The sequence below is a fragment of the Bifidobacterium thermacidophilum subsp. thermacidophilum DSM 15837 genome, assembly GCF_000426425.1.
GTDB lineage: Bacteria > Actinomycetota > Actinomycetes > Actinomycetales > Bifidobacteriaceae > Bifidobacterium > Bifidobacterium thermacidophilum.
Genome location: NZ_AUFI01000009.1, coordinates 187,718 through 206,473, shown reverse-complemented (window position 1 = coordinate 206,473; position 18,756 = coordinate 187,718). Strand labels below are relative to the sequence as shown.

11 protein-coding genes are annotated in these 18,756 nt (G+C 55.3%); 4 read left to right on the top strand and 7 right to left on the bottom strand.

Annotated elements, in window-relative coordinates; all coding sequences use genetic code 11:
- Window positions 1-26: 26 nt before the first annotated feature.
- Complete coding sequence (locus K315_RS10220) at window positions 27-3,044, bottom strand: DUF4422 domain-containing protein (RefSeq protein WP_029576675.1); 3,018 nt, start codon at window positions 3,042-3,044, stop codon at window positions 27-29.
- 194 nt (window positions 3,045-3,238) lie between these two features.
- On the opposite strand from K315_RS10220, the gene K315_RS0106215 reads away from it, so the two are divergent.
- The 3 genes from K315_RS0106215 to K315_RS0106205 all read left to right on the top strand — a co-directional run bounded on the left by K315_RS0106215 (window position 3,239) and on the right by K315_RS0106205 (window position 7,887).
- Complete coding sequence (locus K315_RS0106215) at window positions 3,239-4,063, top strand: ABC transporter permease (protein WP_420796741.1); 825 nt, start codon at window positions 3,239-3,241, stop codon at window positions 4,061-4,063.
- Entirely contained in the window at window positions 4,063-5,364 is a 1,302-nt protein-coding gene (locus tag K315_RS0106210; RefSeq protein WP_029576673.1) for an ABC transporter ATP-binding protein, read from the top strand. Before K315_RS0106215 ends, K315_RS0106210 begins: the two co-directional genes overlap by 1 nt.
- A gap of 69 nt (window positions 5,365-5,433) precedes the next feature.
- Entirely contained in the window at window positions 5,434-7,887 is a 2,454-nt protein-coding gene (locus tag K315_RS0106205) for a glycosyltransferase family 2 protein (protein WP_029576672.1), read from the top strand.
- Between the two features lie 143 nt (window positions 7,888-8,030).
- Here the strand turns inward: K315_RS0106205 and K315_RS0106200 are convergent, their stop codons facing one another.
- The 6 genes from K315_RS0106200 to K315_RS0106180 form a co-directional block, all read right to left on the bottom strand.
- Window positions 8,031-9,242 (bottom strand): glycosyltransferase family 2 protein, encoded by a 1,212-nt coding sequence (locus tag K315_RS0106200; RefSeq protein WP_029576671.1) that lies wholly within the window; start codon window positions 9,240-9,242, stop codon window positions 8,031-8,033.
- 84 nt (window positions 9,243-9,326) lie between these two features.
- The gene (locus tag K315_RS0106195) at window positions 9,327-10,970 is read right to left on the bottom strand and encodes a DUF6020 family protein (RefSeq protein ID WP_029576670.1); all 1,644 of its coding nucleotides are present in this window, start codon (window positions 10,968-10,970) and stop codon (window positions 9,327-9,329) included.
- 218 nt (window positions 10,971-11,188) lie between these two features.
- A complete protein-coding gene (locus tag K315_RS0106190) occupies window positions 11,189-13,219 on the bottom strand; it encodes a glycosyltransferase (RefSeq protein ID WP_029576669.1) in 2,031 nt (676 codons plus the stop codon).
- 73 nt (window positions 13,220-13,292) lie between these two features.
- Window positions 13,293-14,621 carry an LTA synthase family protein gene (locus tag K315_RS10730; RefSeq protein ID WP_052316561.1) on the bottom strand — a complete coding sequence of 443 codons (1,329 nt, stop codon included), beginning with the start codon at window positions 14,619-14,621 and terminating at the stop codon, window positions 13,293-13,295.
- On the bottom strand, window positions 14,588-16,153 hold the full coding sequence (locus K315_RS10725; RefSeq protein WP_052316560.1) for a hypothetical protein: 1,566 nt from the start codon (window positions 16,151-16,153) through the stop codon (window positions 14,588-14,590). Before K315_RS10725 ends, K315_RS10730 begins: the two co-directional genes overlap by 34 nt.
- Window positions 16,154-16,445: 292 nt before the next feature.
- Window positions 16,446-16,904 carry a hypothetical protein gene (locus tag K315_RS0106180; RefSeq protein WP_029576668.1) on the bottom strand — a complete coding sequence of 153 codons (459 nt, stop codon included), beginning with the start codon at window positions 16,902-16,904 and terminating at the stop codon, window positions 16,446-16,448.
- A gap of 370 nt (window positions 16,905-17,274) precedes the next feature.
- Here K315_RS0106180 and K315_RS0106175 point away from each other — a divergent pair, with 370 nt between their 5' ends.
- A complete protein-coding gene (locus tag K315_RS0106175; protein WP_029576667.1) occupies window positions 17,275-18,684 on the top strand; it encodes a tyrosine-protein kinase domain-containing protein in 1,410 nt (469 codons plus the stop codon).
- Window positions 18,685-18,756: the final 72 nt, after the last annotated feature.

Genomic DNA, 18,756 nt, shown 5'->3' with positions numbered 1-18,756 from the left:
GTTGTAAAACAGACAGTGCGGTCAGTTCACCGCCCGCGCACAGCGCGCCCGAAGCTCTTGAGCACTTCCCGTCGCCGCGACCCAATCGGCGCGAGCGGGTCGACAACCTTCCTCAGCACGTTGTCTTCGCCGACGGCTCGTGGTGGCTTCGGGCCGCCGACCGGCTTCGCATTGGGAGAGACGATTTTGCCGATGAGCTGCTCATAGAAGGGTGTCTGCCTTGCGTAGCTCCAGTACACGGGCGCGAAATCGCAGTCCGGTTTCACCCACGGCTTCTCGAATCCGGCGTAGTGGATGATCTTCGGATCCTTGCGGGATGCGATGTACTCATCATAGGAATCGTTCGGTGCGAAGGAGAACACGTTCGCCACGCGGTTCGCGCAATCATGGACCACGTTCCACGACCAGTCGAGGAACACGACACGGCCCTCGCAGTGCGCGTTGAGCACGTCTTGGTCGTTGTAGATGAAGTCGGGGTCTGACGCGTAATCCAGCCACTGCTTGATGCTGTACGCCCTGCGCATCTCTTTCGTGTTGAGCACGAGCACGCCCGCCTGGAAGTACTGGAACGGGTGCTTCATGTGGAGCTTCTCGTTCGTGTACTTCAGTCGCTTGCCGTCATTCATGTTGAGGTTGCCCTGATAATCGATGTCGTGTACGGCGGCCAGCAGGTTGTCACCGAGTTCGGTGTCGTACAGCTGGGCGATGTCGCCGTTGATGACGATGTCGGAATCGAGGTAGAGCACCTTGTCGTAGAACGGCAGGGCTTTCTGGATCAGGAAACGGTAGTAGGTCTCAATGCTGATATGCGCGTTGCTGGTCGTCAAGTCGTAGCCCGAGATTTCGCGGCTTACGTCGGCGAAGCGCAGGTTCAGGTTCTTGAACCTGCCAAGCAAGAACTGTCGCATGCGTTCCTGGTTTTCCCAAGCGATGTCCTTCTGCAATACGGTGACGTCATAATACCGGTCAGGATCGGCATTGCTCATCGCCGAGTAGATGGTGGTCGTCAGCTGCGGAACATAGTTGTTGTCAGCCGCGAACACCACCGGGACCACTGTCGTGGGGTCGATTTCGTCGGCAAGCCGCTCAAGCGGGTGGTGCGGCTCGGGGTGAGTGAAGTGCACGCACTGCAGCTCCTTGACCTTCCAACCACTACCGATGCGCTGGTGATGCATCAGGTAGATGTTCAGCAACCGTTCGGACAGATGCCCCGGCGTGCGCAGGGCTTCCTTGCTGTACAGGGACATATCCGTCGTCTCTTCGAACTTCTGGAGAATCGGGAACAGCCATGCGCAATAATCCTGGAAGATATCCTTGCGCATGATGAACATGTTGCAGAAGCAGGAACGATGTCCATGCAGGAACGCGTCGGCATCGGTCTTGTAATCCGGGTGTATCTCGCACAGGATGTCATACATGTGCCGCAGGTCACGCAGGTGGAGCTTCGGCGCATGCTGGTAGATCTTGATGGGGGATCCATAGCCCTCGATAATCTCGCGCAGGTCGCCCCAGCGCGTGGTCACCACGTCGGCGCCGGCAATCGCCTTCTTGATGGATTCGTCATCGAGGCCGTATCGCTTGATGCTGGCGGCGTCGATGTAATCATCCATGATCTCGCCGTACGTGTTCTCCTTGTGCTCAACGCCCGAGAAGTCGAAATAGCGGCGGTAATGGCAGAATCCGTAATAATCGGCATCGACGTTCTTCCACGCCCAGTACTGCGTGGTCAGCTCGCAGTACATCGGGTTCTTGTCGGCGATGTTCTCGCCCTCATCGTCTTGGAATGCCCAAGGGAACCGTGTGGTCTTAGGCCCGACCTGGACCGGCTGGAGAATATCGCTCTGCGGCTTGTCGACCTCCTTGTGGGTGGTCACGAAAATGCGGATGCGCTGCTTGTCGTATTGTTCCTTCAAGGCTCTGCTTTCAATGTCTGTAAGGTGTCCCAATGCGGCCGCTTTCATCGTTTTCAAACGATCTGATGAGGAAAATGGGCGCCCATCATCTTCGATTGATTCAGCTATACTTCTCCAAGAAAACATTTCGTCTTGCTTCTCGGGAAGCGTATTCGAATCAAGGTATGAATATGCGCGATCTCTGACAAAACGCCAGATTTCACGGCATGTGACATCGGTGCCGAACACGTCGTTCATCTGTTGGGCGGCCGCAAGCTTCTCTTCTTCGGGAACTCGTGTCAGCCAGTCGTTTGCGAGAAGCTCTATGGACTTATGTTTCAATCCGGCCAGGCAATCGTCGATGGAATCGATTGCCGCATGCGTCTTGGCAAAATCCTCGGATGCTGTGATGCAGGCGTGGAACTGGTTGCAGAATTCCCTGAACCGTTGAGCGGAAATCTGGGAAACGCCGGTTACACCGATACCGTAGTGGTAACGATACCCGCGGATATCTTCAGCTGGTGCGCATGAATCAGCCAACGCGCAAAGCACAAACATCTCGTATGCGTCTTCAGCGCGTTCGAGACGGGTATCGGTCATGGCGTTGAATCCGCGTACGAGCAGTTCCGTATTGAAGATGCGCTGAGTGGCCCGCCAATCCATGGTCTGGCCGTTGTTCTCATCGAATGTCGCACGCAGAATGTCGCTTCCGTGCAGCAGCTGGCTGGGGGCATTGATGAAAGAGGCGAATGAGGCCGCATCGGTGGCGCTGATTCCGTTCTCGCCAATCACCGAAATGCCGAAATGAAGCATGTCGGCATGAGTTCCCGAGAATCTGGCGACAAGCTGCTCGCACATGTTCGGGTCAAGTTCGTCATCGCCGTCGAGCATGAGCGTGTATGCGCCTGTAGCGGCCAGAACGCCTGTCTTGCGGGCGAGATGGAGGCCTTTGTTCTCGTCATGCCGTAACGCCACGATGCGATGGTCTTGCCGCGCCGCTTTCTGTAGTATTTCCGGGGTGTCATCCGTGCTTGCATCGTCGACAACGATGATTTCAATGTCATGAAGAGTCTGGTTGCAAACGCTGTCGAGACAACGTTGGAGATACGGGCCTACATTATAGGCCGGGATCACAATGGAGACCTGTGGCATGCTTCCTCGTTTCGCTATCATTCGGAACCAGTCTACCCGTATGGGTGCGCAAGAGGCCACTGCTTGTCGCACGCGGCCGGAGGAGTAGGGGAGTTGTGCTGATTGGATGCGGATTGCAACAGGCGCGGACGGGGTGCGCTACCATGACGCTGTCTGTTGGTATTGACTGATAGAGTAGGTTCTTTGTGAAGCAGATGTTCGAACGTATACAGAAGAAATACCACTACGCGATGGTGGTGTTCAAGGAGCTGGTGAAGACCGACTTCAAGCTCCGATACCAAGGCTCGTTCCTCGGCGTGGTATGGTCGGCGCTCAAACCGCTGATGCTGTTCGCCGTCATGTACGTGGTCTTCGTCAAGTTCCTCAAGTTCACTGATGGAACCCCGACCTTCCCCATCTCCCTGCTGTGCGGTACCAGCCTGTGGGGGTTCTTCTCCGAAGCGACGAGCATGAGCATGCACTCGATCGTCGATCGCGGCGATCTGCTGCGCAAGGTGCATTTCCCCAATTATATCGTGGTCGCGTCCACCACCATGGGTTCCATGATTTCCTTGGGCATCAACCTTGCCGTGGTGATCCTGTTCGGATTCTTCGCTCACGCGCAATACACCTGGCGCATTCTGCTGGTTCCGTTCAGCATCATCCAGCTGTATGCGGTCACACTCGGCTTCGCGCTCATCTTGGCGACGATGTTCGTGTATTTCCGCGATATCGCACAGATCTGGGAGGTTGTGCTTCAAGCGTTGTTCTATGCGACCCCTATCATCTACCCGATTTCGATGGTCCAGAACAATCCGGAGTTTAGCTGGGCTGCCGGCCTGCTCATGCTGAGTCCTACCTCACAGGCGATCATGGATATCCGGCATAATCTGCTGTCGCCTCAATACGTTCCCACGGTATGGGATATCGTCCATAACCCGCTGGTGTGCCTGATTCCGTACCTGCTGTCCGCGGTGATTCTCGATGTCGGCATCATGGTGTTCCGCAAATACAGCGCGAAGTTCGCGGAGGTGTTGTAATGGCAAGCAAGGAAACGGCGAAGAAGGAAGACGACCGCCCTGTCGTCCTGTCTGTGCAGCATGTGGCCAAATCGTTCCGTCTGCCCACCGAGCAGGCTACGGGGCTGAAGATGGCCTTCCTCAACTGGGCGAAGGGGGTGAGCGGATTCACTGAGCAGAAGGTGTTGCGTGATATCTCCTTCGAGGTAAAACAGGGTGATTTCTTCGGTATCGTCGGCCGCAACGGCTCAGGCAAATCCACGCTGCTGAAGATTATCTCTGGGATTTACGTGCCGAATAAGGGCACGGTTACGGTCAACGGCAAGCTCGTCTCGTTCATCGAACTGGGTGTCGGCTTCAATCCGGAACTCACCGGTCGCGAGAACGTCTATCTCAATGGCGCATTGCTGGGATTCACCCGGGACGAGATCGACGCCATGTACGACGATATTGTCGATTTCGCCGAACTCGGCGACTTCATGGACCAGAAGCTCAAGAACTATTCTTCCGGCATGCAGGTACGTCTCGCGTTCTCAGTCGCTATCAAGGCGCAGGGTGACATTCTCGTGCTCGACGAGGTACTCGCCGTCGGTGATGAAGCCTTCCAGCGCAAGTGCGACGACTTTTTCGCGCAGATCAAAAAAGACCCGACGAAAACCGTCATTCTGGTCACTCACTCGATGGACGCGGTCAAGAAGTACTGCAACAACGCCATTCTCATCAAGGACGGTGAGATTATTGCATCGGGTGATAAAGATGATGTCGCCGACCGGTATACGCTTGAGAATCTCCGGCAGGAGAAGAAAGAACAGAAGAAGAACACCGGCGAGAACGGCGGTGAAGACCAGCCCGAACACCCGCTTGGATTGAGCGATACGGTACCGGTGCTGGCAGTAAGGCCGACTCGTGAGCCGCTATGCACCATCGACGGGGGATTCGACTTCGAGGTCGAATACGACTACCGGGGAGACAAACCGTTCTACGTGGCGCTGGCTTTGCACGACCTACGTCGCGGTGGCTTGCCGTACGGCGATAGTTTCGACTTGACGCAGCGGGGCCACCATACCGTACATTTCCATCTTCCGATGGATTTGTTCAATAATGGTGATTTTCGCCTGGTCGCTTCCATGCATACATGGGACGGGTCGCATCCTTCCACCGCCGAGATGATCGCGTTTACCAGTGAAAAGAACTGTTGCGATTTCTCGTTGCGTGACAACAAGGGTAAAGACAATTTCGCCTTGATCAACAAGGTCTCGATGTCCTATCAAAGTCTGGACGAGCAGCTTGCCACCCGCCAGCATCCCGTTGAAGAGCAGTGAGTGTGTTCTCGTCTGATGCGCGTGCTATCGCGTGGTAGCTGCTAGGCAAACAGTACAGAAAGGTCTCTGATGTCGTTCACCGTCAATGCGCTGCGCAGGGGTACAGGAAAAGGTTATGTCTCGATTTGCGCTGACACGGATCCCGGGAAGCTGCGTGCGGAAGCGGTGAAAGATGACGGCACCGTGTTTCCGTGCCCCATGTACCGTTTCAGCTTCCCCGGAGAGGATCCTACAGCCAGCAGACAGTGGGGAGAAACCGCCGGTGACCGCCAATATTCGTTCGTGCTCGTCGTTCCGCTGTTTGAGGGAATTGACCTGACTATCCGTCTCGCGTCGCGTGAATCCGGCGAGACGCTGGCGACAATACCGTTCGGACACGTTGCGACAAGAATCCGTTCAAGACTGACTTACCGGCTTCGCCCGGAGACCGCGGCGTCAATGCGCGATATCGATCAGCGGCGGCTGTCGGGCGGGACGTATGTCTACATCACCGGGATTTATCCGGTCGAGGAGCATGAAGTATCTTGTCGTTTCACTGTCCGCTACCCTGTTCTTCAAGACAGCGAGGCGAAAGCTCCCTGCAAGATCGCAGTGTACGACGGCTCTGCCACGCCCATCCAAGTAACTCCTTGCATTCTCGAGGATTCAGTCATTACCGATCCGCATGATGCACACCAGCGGATTCGGCAAATCGTAGCTGCGATTCGTTTGTCCGATACCCCACGGACCTTGTGCATCTGTGCTACGCCTGAACACGGGAACGGCAATTTCACGTGCATCCCCGCATCTTCGTTCAGCGGTTTCTTTACCGGCGCGCTTGACCTGACCAGGCACGTGTTCAACGATGAAGGATACAGCGTCTGGTTTGAGCAGCATCGTGCGACATTCGCTGATATTGACAATCAGCGGCAGATTTGCACCACATGGGATAACACCCCGTTGATTTCCATCGTCACGGTTGTCTACAACACCCCCTTCCCGTATCTGCATGCGTTGATTGACTCGTTGAAAGCTCAGTCGTATGCGCATTTCGAAGTCGTTTTCGTCAATGTCAGCAATGACGACGGTACCGTGGAGCGCGAACTCGAGTCGATCAATGATAAGCGGTTCCGCATCGTTCATGCAGAAAACAAAAGCATCGCCGACAACACGAATGCAGGAATCGTCCAGACCAAAGGCGACTACATCGCTTTCGTGGACCACGACGATGTCATTGAGCCGGATACGCTGTATCAATATATGTGCGTCCTCAGGGACCACCCTCACAGCGATGTGCTGTACTGCGATGAAGACCTCATGGATGAGTCGGGCCATTACTGGAAGCCGATATTCAAGCCCGCTTTCAACCCTGATCTGCTGAATGTCAACAATTACATCACACATATGCTCATGGTGAGTCGTCACGTACTTGAGCAGGTGGAGTTGTCGCCATCCGACGTCGCCGGGGCGCAGGATTACGACTTGACCATGAAATGCGCTGAGCAGGCGCGAGAAATCCATAATGTCTCCAAAATGCTCTACCACTGGCGCATGCATCGGAATTCCACGAGCACCAATCCAGACAGCAAGCCGTATGCCCAGGAAGCAGGAAGAATCGCCCTGACACGGCACTACGAGAGAATCGGCGTTGATGCGACGGTACATGATTCTGAGCTCCCGTTCCGATATCGTACCGAATATCATTGGAATCAACCGCCCAAAGTCAGTATCGTGATCCCGACGAAGGATCACGTCGATGTGCTTTCCAAGTGTCTCGAACGCGTCTTACACGCCACGAACTACCCGAATTTCGACGTGACCCTCGTGGAAAACAACAGCGAGGACCCCCGAACATTCGAATATTACCGTGACATCGAACAGGACGATGCCCGAGTCCATGTCGTCACATGGAAAGGGACGGGGTTCAACTACTCCGCCATATGCAACTACGGCGCCTCTCAATGCGACGGCGAACTGATTCTGTTCCTCAACAACGATACCGAAGCCATCAACGAGGACTGGCTGACCTCCATGGTCGGCTTCTTCGCGCGACCCGAAGTCGGCGTAGTAGGCGCAAAACTGCTATTCCACGATGATCTGGTGCAGCACGGAGGCATCTGGGCCTCGATGGATCATTGCGGGTATTTCGGTGAACTGCTCTCATACAAAGACGGCGGCTATATGGAAACCATGCGATACCCCTGGGATTGTGCGGCTGTCACAGGAGCATGCCAGATGATCAGGCGCTCGCTGTTCACGAAAATCGGAGGACTGGACGAGCAGCTTGCCGTTGTGCTCAATGATGTTGACCTATGCCTCAAAGCTCGGCAAGAAGGATACCTTGTAGTATTCAACCCCCAGGCGAAGCTGTATCACAACGAGCATACGAGCCGTGGACGCGATGAGCAGGACGTGCACAAAGAGCTTCGCGCAATAAACGAGCAGGCGCGTTTCTATGCGAAATGGGATAGCTCGCTGCACCGCGGTGAATTCATCAATCCTAATCTCAACCAGTATGACGGGCATTTCAAGCTCAAATGGTGATTGGGTGCGTTGATTGAGTTCGTTGATCGGACGCATACTAATCGAACGATTCCCGGATGATGCATGATGACGGCACAGGCCTGCATCATGCATCATCCGGGAATTGCGCGGAAATACAAGATATCGCTAGTATTTACCAGTGGTTATCTTCTGTGCAGGAATTCACGGATCTTTCGAAGAACATGATTCGGCGCGGATTCTTTCGCTGAAGAGACAAGCCGTGCGTCATGAAGATGAGAATACGCGATATCCCGAAGTTGCGTGTAGTGGATATTGGTGAGCAGTGGAGGAGTCACCTGCTCAATATCAGTGGCGTACTTCAAATACCGTAACGTGAGATTCTTGTCAGTGTCTTGTCTGGTGGCATCCTCGGGATGCTGGAGATAATCGTAGGCGTAATCCCTCACATACCGGAATAATTCGGCGCATATCACATCACTTGCCCAAGAGCGCTGGATGATAGGCAAAGCCTCGGGTTGCATCGGGGCGGGTAGATTATCTTTCCATTCATTCATCATGTGCTCGCCGAGCCGGTCTCTCACGTCCGCAACACGGTCGTCCCAGTCTTCGCGCGGTATGGTGTTCCGGTTAGCTGCGACGAACTCCTGGATGAGCTGGAGTGCTTTTGCATCCCGTTGCACGAGCCGGGCGAAGGATTCGACCGTTAATGCGCGCCCGAAGGTGTCGCCACGCCCAAGATGATACAAGTACCAAGGGGAGTCGGGCACTGCGAGATAGGTGGTCGCATACGCGTCGATGATGAAGTTCATGTACAGGTCGTCGGAGAGAACCAGACGAGTGTCGGCGCAGGCCATGTACGCCCGGCGCAGCAATTCGCCGCGGAATAGCCTGTGGTGAACATGCCAGTCAAACCCATGTTCGGCAGCGAACTGGAGTTTGAGGATGTCTTGGCCGTGTAACTCCCGTGGAGTGGGACACAAAAACCCCTCCATACCAGCGGCGGCTTTTCGTGCAGCCGCATTTTCCGGTACAACGTGCACTCCGAAGTGGATGATGTCGAATTTGCTGCCTGCAATGTACTGGCGAAGCTGATTGAATGAATTCGGCGCTATTTCATCATCCTGGTCGATGAGCATCACGTAGTCGCCAGTGCTGGCAAGTACACCGTCCCTCCGGGATCGTAACGTGCCGAGGTTGTCGGAGTGGAGTATCAGCCGGATTCTGTGGTGTTGCGAGGATAGGGCTTGCAATGCCTCGACGGTGTTGTCGCTACTGGCATCATCAACAACAATGATTTCATCGTCGCCGGCAAGTTGCGGCAGTACGCTCTCAATGCACTGTGTGCAGTAACGGGCACAATTGTAGACAGGAATGACAACGGAAATACTTGTCATGTGCTACTCCTTTTCTGTTGGTGCATGCGGCTTTCGGCTGGGCATTCACGTTCGCGACTGATGCCGGTACTGCTTGTACACATACTACCTATCTGCATGTGACGGTTGTTGTTGCACCGTCAGTAACGCGCACCCGATCGGTGCGACGCCGAGCATCGGCATAAGGTATCGCAGGCCTTCATAGGTCACCGAACCTCCGGATATCCACATGAACGGCAAGGAGACGAGCATCGGGACTAGCCAAGCGGCATACGTCCAGGACAGTTCTTTCGCTCGTAGTCTACGGACTGTTTCATACAGCTGCATGAACGGCAGCCATGTGACCCAGAACGCCCGCGAAAGCCACGGCTGCATGAAGAACTGATTGCCCAGCCAGATGACGAACTGATCGATGCCGTCGTACAACTTGGTGTGCCGGGATTGCGGTAGACCGGCTTCACCGGTATTCTTCCCTGACGCAGTACGGGTATACAAATAATTCGATTGGAGATTCTCATTGACAATCGAATTGGGCAACGCGATCCACCCTTGTTCCAGCATGAAATACGCTTTTGCGTAGGTTTGCGGATATTTTGTGGCGTTCTTCGCCCAGGCTTGCAGGAATGGCCCGAGCAAGCACTCACGCTGTTGCGTCCAATGCGTGCCCTTGACCTTGTCAACAGCCCACCATTCATAGTTCTCTGCCGCGTTGGGTTCGAGCATCCCGGTAAGGATGTCCTTATCTGTCTTCGACAACTCGTCGCCATGCTCACGCAGCAACAACGCCGATTGCTGCAGAGGGATTGCAATCATTTCCTGCTTGCCGCCAGGAATGATGTGACATGCGGGGAACAGTACGACGGGAAGCAGTACGAATATCACCAGGCCGCTGGCGACAGCTGTTCCCATCAGCTTCATGCGTGCCCGGTTTCCGGCGACGATGAAGACAAGAAGTATGCATGCGAGAACCACCGAGTAGACGCCGGTTTTCTTGGTCAACGACACAAGGAAGGCCAACATAATGAACAATGCGAGAGTCCGGCGGTTCTTCAGGCAGGCACCCTTGGTGCGGGCGACTTCCATGCATTGGGCCGAGAACAGCATGAACACCGGCAGGAAAACAGCATCCTTAACCATTGCCATCGAGAAAATTGGAATAAACGGGAACACACAGAAGAACAGAAACGCCCCAAGATACGCTTTCCTGCTGACTCCGGATTTGGCGAGATAACGGACGGTGTATACGAATACGGCAATTGCGACAGCAGCGATGCAGGTCGTGTACAACGCCACACTGACGGACGGTTGCCCGATCCACGCGCCTAATTGATAGAACACTCCGAAAATGAGCGTGTCAAGAACAGGATGATGATCCGACCATGCACCGCTGGTGATTGCATTGGGCAATCCCTTCCATTGCAATACCTGCTGGACGGTGTCATACCAGATTTCGCCGGGGAGCGCCAGCAGATAGTACGGCAGCCAGCACACTGCCATAACCCCCGCTGCTTTCAGCGCCTGATGCCTGTCTCCAGTGAAATCGGGGGCGATTCGTCGCAGAAGTCTTGACAGGATGCTCGGGTGACTTTGGCTGCTTTCAGTCTGCTTTGAGTCGCGTCCCAGCCAACTGATGAAATGCTCGAACACCAGTGTCATCACCATGAAGAACACCGTCAACGCGATGACATGCAGGGCACGCCTGACGTTACCGCCGCCTTCGTTCAGATAGGCGCAGTATTCTGCCAGCATTGCAAGAACAAGACTGCAACAGAACAACCCGAACCGGGGCAGGCGCAATTTCCGCCGTGTCGCGCTCGTGCTGGCGGTTGACGATTCGACTACTGTTGACATCCTATTCATCAAGGTTCCACCATATCAACTAGGCGCCACGAACACAGCCGGGTATGAGGATTGCGACAATTCTCGCACCCGGCTTGCGCCTGGTTGCTCTTGGCGACCTCCCGCAACTAATCCTGTGCCGGATTCTCCTTGAAAATCCGTTCCCACGTCTCGAAGCTCGTGAAACGCGGATCGCTGTATGCGGTGTGGAGCCGTTTCCAGTTGCGCCTCAATTCGCTGGAAAGATGGAGCGCTTCGTTGATGTCCCGGCGGAATAGACGGTCATCACGACGCATCCAAGTGACGGAATTACCGTCCGGTGAGGTGACCAGAGCCGAATCCACACCATTGTATGCGTTCCAGGTGGATTCCATGGTCGGTACGGCAACATCCGGAGCTGTGGACTTGCGTCCATCGCGAGGCAACAACATCGCCTTCCCGAAGTTCACCGCGCAATCAATGGCACGTCGGATAGACGTCGTCGGCCGGGTGCTGGGCGAAACGAACCTGCGGCGTGGCTCCGGGAACTCATCGAAATCCATAACCGCATGCGTATCTGGGAATGTCGAACGAAGCTTCCTGACACTCGCCATCGCGGTCGAATAGATGCCGATGATGTATTGCGGACCTCGCAGCAGATCCTGGATGGCCCGGTGATGCAATCCGATGCCGGAATACACCAGATGGAGTCCCATATTGATATCGGCGGAAAGCACGTTCACCGGCATGGTCCGAGAAGGTTCCGGATTATGTCGCAATGCGAAAATCCAACGGTTGCGCTGCATGAAATACTCCTCCCATGTGCGGGAGATATCCTTGTCATGCCACCCCTGATGCCACACCGCGACGCCGGGAAGCGACACCGTAGGATAGCCGTGTTCCTTGGCTCGGAATGCGTAATCAATATCGTCGTACTTGATGAACACCGGAATCGCAAGACCGATTTCGCGAATCACCGATGTCGGAATCAAACACATCCACCAGCCGTTGTATTGCGCGTCAAAACGCTGGTGGCATTCGGGGGAGTCCCGTAGCGGATTCGTAGCGAAATCGTGGGATCCGAAGGCATTGCGTAACGGCATCTGGCGCCCGTCGATATCTTCTCCCTGTGACCACAACACCGTACGGTTATCCAGATGCAGCATGCCGCCGCCTACCAGCAACGGCCGTTTCGCGTAATCCGCGAACTGCACGGCGCGCAGAATCGCCTCGGGCTCGCTGATTGCGTCATCGTCCAGCAACAGTACATACTCGCTGTTGCCGGCCTTGCAGGTCTCATACATGCCACGGGAGAAGCCGCCGGATCCGCCGAGGTTACCCTGCCGCAGATACGTGAGCTGGCTGCCCAAATCCTTGGCAACCGCATCGAAATCCGGCTGATTGCGTACCAAATCGGTGCCTTGGTCGGTGCAGTAGATGGTGTCGAGGCGCTCGCGGACGGACGCTTCTCCAGCAATCGCCTTGAGCTGGTTCATGCAGTAGGGTGCGCGGTTGAAAGTGGTGATGGCAATCGACAGTGTGGTGCGGTTCTTCGCTCTGCGCTCTTCGACCGGTGCCTGCCAGCCGGCATCGCTGACCGTGAGTGTGGAATCCGGTGCGGCTTGGGCGTCGAACCAGAAGAATCCGCCGTCCATGAGGCCTTTCATGTCGAATATGCCGGAAACCGCCGTGGGGGTGTCGGCATCGATATTGATGCTGCCTGCGGGGGTGATCAGGCCGCGGCCGTTCGACCGGAAGAGGTTGATTCGTCCCTTACCTGCCGCCGTGGCTACGAACCGTACGTGGCTCACCGCAGTCCACCGGCGCCAGTATGAGGCGGGGAACGCGTTGAAATATGTGCACAGGGAGGCGTGGCCGCCCTGTTGAACTTCCAGCTTGGTGCGGGACACGCATGTGAAGGAGTTTTCGGGTGCTGATGCATCCGCGACTCCCTCGCGCAACAGATGCATCAGATCGCGACGATTCATATGCTTGGTGTCCACGCGGAGCTGGTTGACACGAACGTCCTGGGCTCCGGCGTCTACATGCGGACGCGTCCACTCGACGGCATAGAGGGGAAGAGTCAAATCAGCGTCTTTGACGGGGAAAACAACACGATTGACGGTTTCCCATGCCGATGCTGCTACGGAATCTGCGATATGGGTATCGGACTGCTTCATGCCGACAAGTATACAAACCGTGGCGTATCACGGAGTGGGCTCGCGGGGGAGCGGACACCTGGTAATCTTTCAGCTATTTCGCGGTGGCCATGAAGCTGGTATCTTTCAGATACTGCTTGCCGGCGGTCAAATCGTATTGGATCAGCTGATAATCATGGAGCAGCTCTTTCTGCTGCGTTGTCAGATCCTTCGGCTGGATTCGATTCCCGTCCGCATCCAGATAGACAGGCTTGCTGGCATCGCCGGCGGACGCGGGAACGGAAATCGCTGGAATCGCTGCGTGCATCTCGGTCAAAAATGCGAGATAAGGCGAGACCTTGGCATTGAGATGCTGTGCTGCTTGAGCCATGAAATAGTTGGATGACGTGTAGTCGCTTGTGGTGTCGTCCAGCTTGGTATTTGCAGATGCCGAGGCCGCGTTCGACCAGATGAAGTAGTCGGTTTCGTGCAGGGTGATTTGATTGTGTTTGTCCTCGTTGGCGGTCGAGTAGATACCGGGAAGATGGTCCCCGTAGAAAATCACGGTGATCGGACGGTTGATCTGGTTGAGCTGATTGAGGAGATCCGCAGTCGCCTGATCGGTGTAGTTCACGCCTTTGGCATAGGTCTCGATACTGATTTTCTCATCATTGTCGATATCTGACGATGTATCCTCATCTTTGAATTGGTTGTTCTCATACCAATCGTTATATGGCAGATGATTCTGCATGGTAACAATTTGTATAAATTGTGATGTTTGTTGATTGTCCTCCACTGATTCTAGAACCTGTCTATAGAATGAAGAATCGGAATAATACCAATCTGAATCTATTGATTGTAAGTCTTGGAGCACAAGTTTTCCGTCAGTTGAATAGAATTTTGAGAAACCGAATTTTTGATAATTTCTATCTCTGAAATACATGATGCTTGAAAAATCATGGAACGCAATCGAGCTGGATTTGCCGTTCGCTTGGTTCCAGATTTGATTGAACGTGGGCGTCCACTTGAGCTTCGGCACCAGCTGCTGGTAGGCGATGGACAGCGATGAGTCGTAATTGGCCATGTTGAGGCCTGTCAGCGCCTGATACTCGATATTCGCGGTACCGCCGCCGTACCCAGGGGAGAGCATGAGCCCTGATGTGGTCGCCGACTTGATGGCCCTGATTTGCGGCATCGGGTCTTCAGTGAATGACACGCCCGGCACGCGGGTGGGGTCGGAGAACGATTCGGACAGCACCATGATCACCGTGCTGTCGGTAAGATTCGCTGTGCGAGTCTGGTTGATGGTTCCGGCTTCGCCCGCGTATTTCTTGGCAAGAGCTTCCATGCTCTCCTTGCTGTACCCGCTCGGCTTGTCCATAATCTTGACGCGTGCGAGCCGCAGAAAATTCATGGTAGGGCCGTTCGCCGCCGCATCGCCCATTGCGTTCCATAGTTGCGGGGCGTCCGACAGACCACTTGCGAAATTCTTCGCCCAGGACCCCTCGACAGGCAGCCCCACGTAAACGACGCGCACAGCACCACGCTGAGTATGGCGGTCGCCCACCTGCATACCATGGCGGTGATGTTCTTGACGCTGACGAATGCCGAACGCTTCCACGTGTACGGGATCAGCCCGCGACGCCGGTCGAGGAACTGCAATACCACGCACACCACAATCAGCCAGATTACCCCGGTGACGGCCGAGTTGATGAGCATCATGTCCTTCTTCGTGGTGAATGACATGATGCTGTCGCCGTTGCCACCCGTGATGAACTGCAGATCGGCCGGAATAATCGGCTCGTTGCGCAGCTCCACCTTGATCTTGTCGGCGATGGCGAACACGGTCATCAGTGCGCCGAAGACCGCGGTCGCCACCCAGAACCGGTTGATGACCAGGATCACCGTGAGATAGAGCACGCCCAGCACAATGAAGTTCAGCCACGCCTGGTAGCTCTGGTGCAGCCAGATCTGGCTGACGAAACTCGTAAGCTGCCCGGCGACGGAATTCAGCGCCTTGGTCTGGTCGTCCACAACCTGCCCCTTGGCGTACGTCGGCTCGGTGTAGACGCTCCATTGCAAGCCGATGACACTTGCCGCGGTCACCACAATGAACACGATCGTGTAGAAGGCGAAGGAGAAGCGCATCCGCTTGTCCCAGATGCGGGTCTTGAAGAATCTCAGCGCAGACCAGACAGCCTGCACGGCTTTCAACGCCACGAACGCGTGCCAGCCGCGTGAAATGGTGGATGCGAACGCGTGCCAGCCACGAGCGATGGTGCTGAACATGGGTGCGAGGAACGAAGCCACTGCCGTGAAAACGGTGGATACCCCGCCTCTAAACACACCCCATGCCGTGCTGAAGCGGGCGGCAAACCCTTGCAATCCAAGCTGCATGCGATGCAGCGGAGTCTCAGCGCTTTCGGTATCCGCAGTATCCGGCTGTGCTGCATCGCCGTGTGATTGTGGGGAGTCCGCCGGGGCGCTCGCCGTCTGGGCGGACTGTGATGATGCGTGGGTATCGGGCGAAGCGTTGGAGAAGTCGACCGTGCCATCTGGCCTGAACACGGTGCCAGTCGGCGGTGCCGCCTTTGAAGCAGACCGTTCGTGGTCTGGCTCTTCGCGTTTGGACTCTTCGTGTACCGGTTCTTCGACTGTCGGTTCTTTGCTCATGGGCTTTTCGCTCTTCGGCTTTGCGCTCGTGGACGCCTGTCGTGCGGATTGGTCGGTTGCGGATTGGCCGGTTGCAGACTGGCCGGCATTGGTGTCCGTGGGCTGGTTCGTCATGGTTTCAGCCGTGGATTCGGAATCCTGTGTTGCATCGTTGTGGGTGTGGATCAATCCGTCGTCTCCCGGAGAAACCGTGTAATACCCGATTTCATTCGTATCAAGCAATTCCGCGAACGAGGATGCATCACCAAAGCCACCATCGGTGCGGTTTTCGGCACCCTGTTGCTGTCCTTGTTCGTGTTCCACGAGGCATATCGTACCGGCACCGTGTAGACAAGCAAACCCGTTGATAGACAACGCGTGGGCGACTGAACAATAACTGAATGGTAGCGTAACCATGGATGCCGTGCCGCAACGAGCATCACGGATATTCCCGACCTGAATACAGAAAGCGTGAAAGATGCGTTTTCAAGGTACAACACCGAAAACAATATCGGTTCCCGGTGCATGCCACCGGGAACCGATTACTGCTTGGACTGGTTGGGTCGAGGCCGCCGATACGTGTCAAGTCGTGTCGTATCTGCGTCGCGGCCGTCGATTACTGCCGAGTCTGTCCCTTCCTGCGGCCGCGACGCTTCATCACGCCGGCAGTCGCGTCAGAGGCATCGAACACGGCCACGTGGTCGTCCTGGGAGATTCGCCCGACAATGGCCTGGTATGCGACATGATCCTCGTCGACGTCGGCGAAATCAAAGAACGATACGATTGCGTCCACCACCGACTGCTCGCGCACGGTAACCGATGACGGCTGGTTGCCGTCATCGGCTTTCGTGCCCTTGGGCCGGCTGAATTTCACCGCGTTGCGATCCTCGGCGCTACAAGGCTCGACGGCGATCTGCCGCGTATCAGGGTTGACGAGGATTTTCACGTACTCCGGGCATTCCATTGCGACCACCGTCGCCTTGTTGAACCGGACCAGCGTCTTGGTAACGGTCATCACGACCTTGCCGATGGGCTTGCGGATATTGATCTCCTTGAATCCGTGTAATGAGGTCATTAGATACTCCTTTATATTCTTGCGTTGTTCCGCGGACGTATCCGCGAATTTAACTCAGGCTTCATGCTTGAGTGTTCGTGTATATCGTGATTAAAAAGTATACCGTTGATTTGTGTACTTCTTACCGATTTTTCCGTGAATATTGAAAATGAATACTTTTGACTTCGAAACCAGTAGTGTATCCAGCAGATGCACGGACAAGACAATGCAAATCATCTGAGAATCATGAGCAACAAATCAGCTAGCGTTACCGGCATCCAGCAAGAATTAGGTGGTCGTGTGAAAGAGTGGGTAGGTGGCGGAGCGAATTCTCCCGCTAGTGGTATCGTATAAGAGTTTTTGAGGAGATTCCACGAGAATTGGGGAACCATTGACAATCGCTGATTTACTCCAGGCTGTACGCAAGCATATGGTGGCTGCGATCGCTACGTTCGTCGTGATTGTGGCCGCAGTCGCGGGATATACGTTCTTGGTGCCGCCTCAGTACACTGCGACCGCGGAGCTGTTCGCAACCTACGCTTCGCAAGGGGAGTCGCAGAATTCATCGGACATGAACTCGGGTGCGTCATATCTGTCAACCCAGATCAAGACCTATCCGCAACTGGTGAAAACCGAGGCCGTACTGAAGCCGGTCATCAAGGAACTCGGTCTTGACATGACAACCGAAGAACTCGCCGACAAAGTCACCGCCACCAATCCAAGCAACACATTCATGGTCGATGTCTCCGTACAAGACGGTAACGCCGAACAGTCCGCCCGCATTGCCAACAGCGTAGCGAAGAACCTTTCGGAGCAGATTTCGTCGTCTCTGTACACCGATGAATCCGCGAAATCCCCCATTCAGCTCAACCTCGTGCAAAAGGCCCGTACGCCGCAGTCTCCGAGTTCACCGAAAGTCGGGCTGTACCTTGCAGCGGGCGTGGTGCTTGGCCTGATCTGCGGAGTCGGCATGGCGTTGCTGCTTGACGTGATCAACACGCGTGTCGAGAGCTCCTCCGATGTGCGCGAGCTGACCAAGGCTTCGTCGCTCGGTTCGATTCAGCGTTCGGAACTGCTTGACGAACCGCGGCCTGTCGTTATTTCGCAGCCGAGTAGTAAAGAAGCGGAAGAGTTCCGCAAGATTCGCACGAATATCTCCTTCCTTGCACCGAATGTCAAGGAACACGGTCATCTGCTCGTCTTCACGTCGACCAGGCCGGGCGAAGGCAAGACCACCACGGCAACCAATACCGCGGCCGCCATCGCCGAAGTCGGCAAGAGCGTGCTGCTTATCGACGCCGATTTGCGCCATCCGTCCGTGGCGAAGGAAATGGGCATCGAGGGCCACGTCGGCTTGTCTCATATTCTTTCCGCTCAGGCGACGCCGCGTGACGTGGTGCAGAAGTACTGGAAGCAGAATCTTCATGTGCTGCCCGCAGGCAAGCGTCCTGCCAACGCCAGCGTGCTGCTCAATTCGGAGCTGATGACCGAGATGGTCGAACAGGCGCTCACCCAGTACGATTACGTCATCATCGATACCGCGCCGCTGTCTGTGGCGAACGATGCGACGGTGTTCGGCCGTATGGCGCATGGTCTGATTCTCGTCGTCGGCAGGGGTGTTGCAGAGAAGAAGGATCTTGCAGATACCGCCACATTGCTGAAGGAAGCGGATGTTCCGGTTCTCGGCTTCGTGCTCAACTTTGCGGACGAGAAGAAGCATTCCAATAAGAACGGCAATTATTACTACTATTATTATGATGAATCCACTGGTAATCATGGTGGGAGCAAACATAGCAAGTGACACCCGTCATTGAGACGAAAACGGGGGTAGACGGAGTCGAAGGATTCCGGCTGCCCCCGCGTGTATTTTCTT

Coding starts and splice junctions, on each gene's coding strand:
- K315_RS0106215 (WP_420796741.1), top strand. CDS start 3,239: ATGTTCGAACGTATACAGAAGAAATACCACTACGCGATGGTGGTGTTC.
- K315_RS0106210 (WP_029576673.1), top strand. CDS start 4,063: ATGGCAAGCAAGGAAACGGCGAAGAAGGAAGACGACCGCCCTGTCGTC.
- K315_RS0106205 (WP_029576672.1), top strand. CDS start 5,434: ATGTCGTTCACCGTCAATGCGCTGCGCAGGGGTACAGGAAAAGGTTAT.
- K315_RS0106200 (WP_029576671.1), bottom strand. CDS start 9,242: ATGACAAGTATTTCCGTTGTCATTCCTGTCTACAATTGTGCCCGTTAC.
- K315_RS0106195 (WP_029576670.1), bottom strand. CDS start 10,970: ATGCTGGCAGAATACTGCGCCTATCTGAACGAAGGCGGCGGTAACGTC.
- K315_RS0106180 (WP_029576668.1), bottom strand. CDS start 16,904: ATGACCTCATTACACGGATTCAAGGAGATCAATATCCGCAAGCCCATC.
- K315_RS0106190 (WP_029576669.1), bottom strand. CDS start 13,219: ATGAAGCAGTCCGATACCCATATCGCAGATTCCGTAGCAGCATCGGCA.
- K315_RS10220 (WP_029576675.1), bottom strand. CDS start 3,044: ATGCCACAGGTCTCCATTGTGATCCCGGCCTATAATGTAGGCCCGTAT.
- K315_RS10730 (WP_052316561.1), bottom strand. CDS start 14,621: ATGGGCGATGCGGCGGCGAACGGCCCTACCATGAATTTTCTGCGGCTC.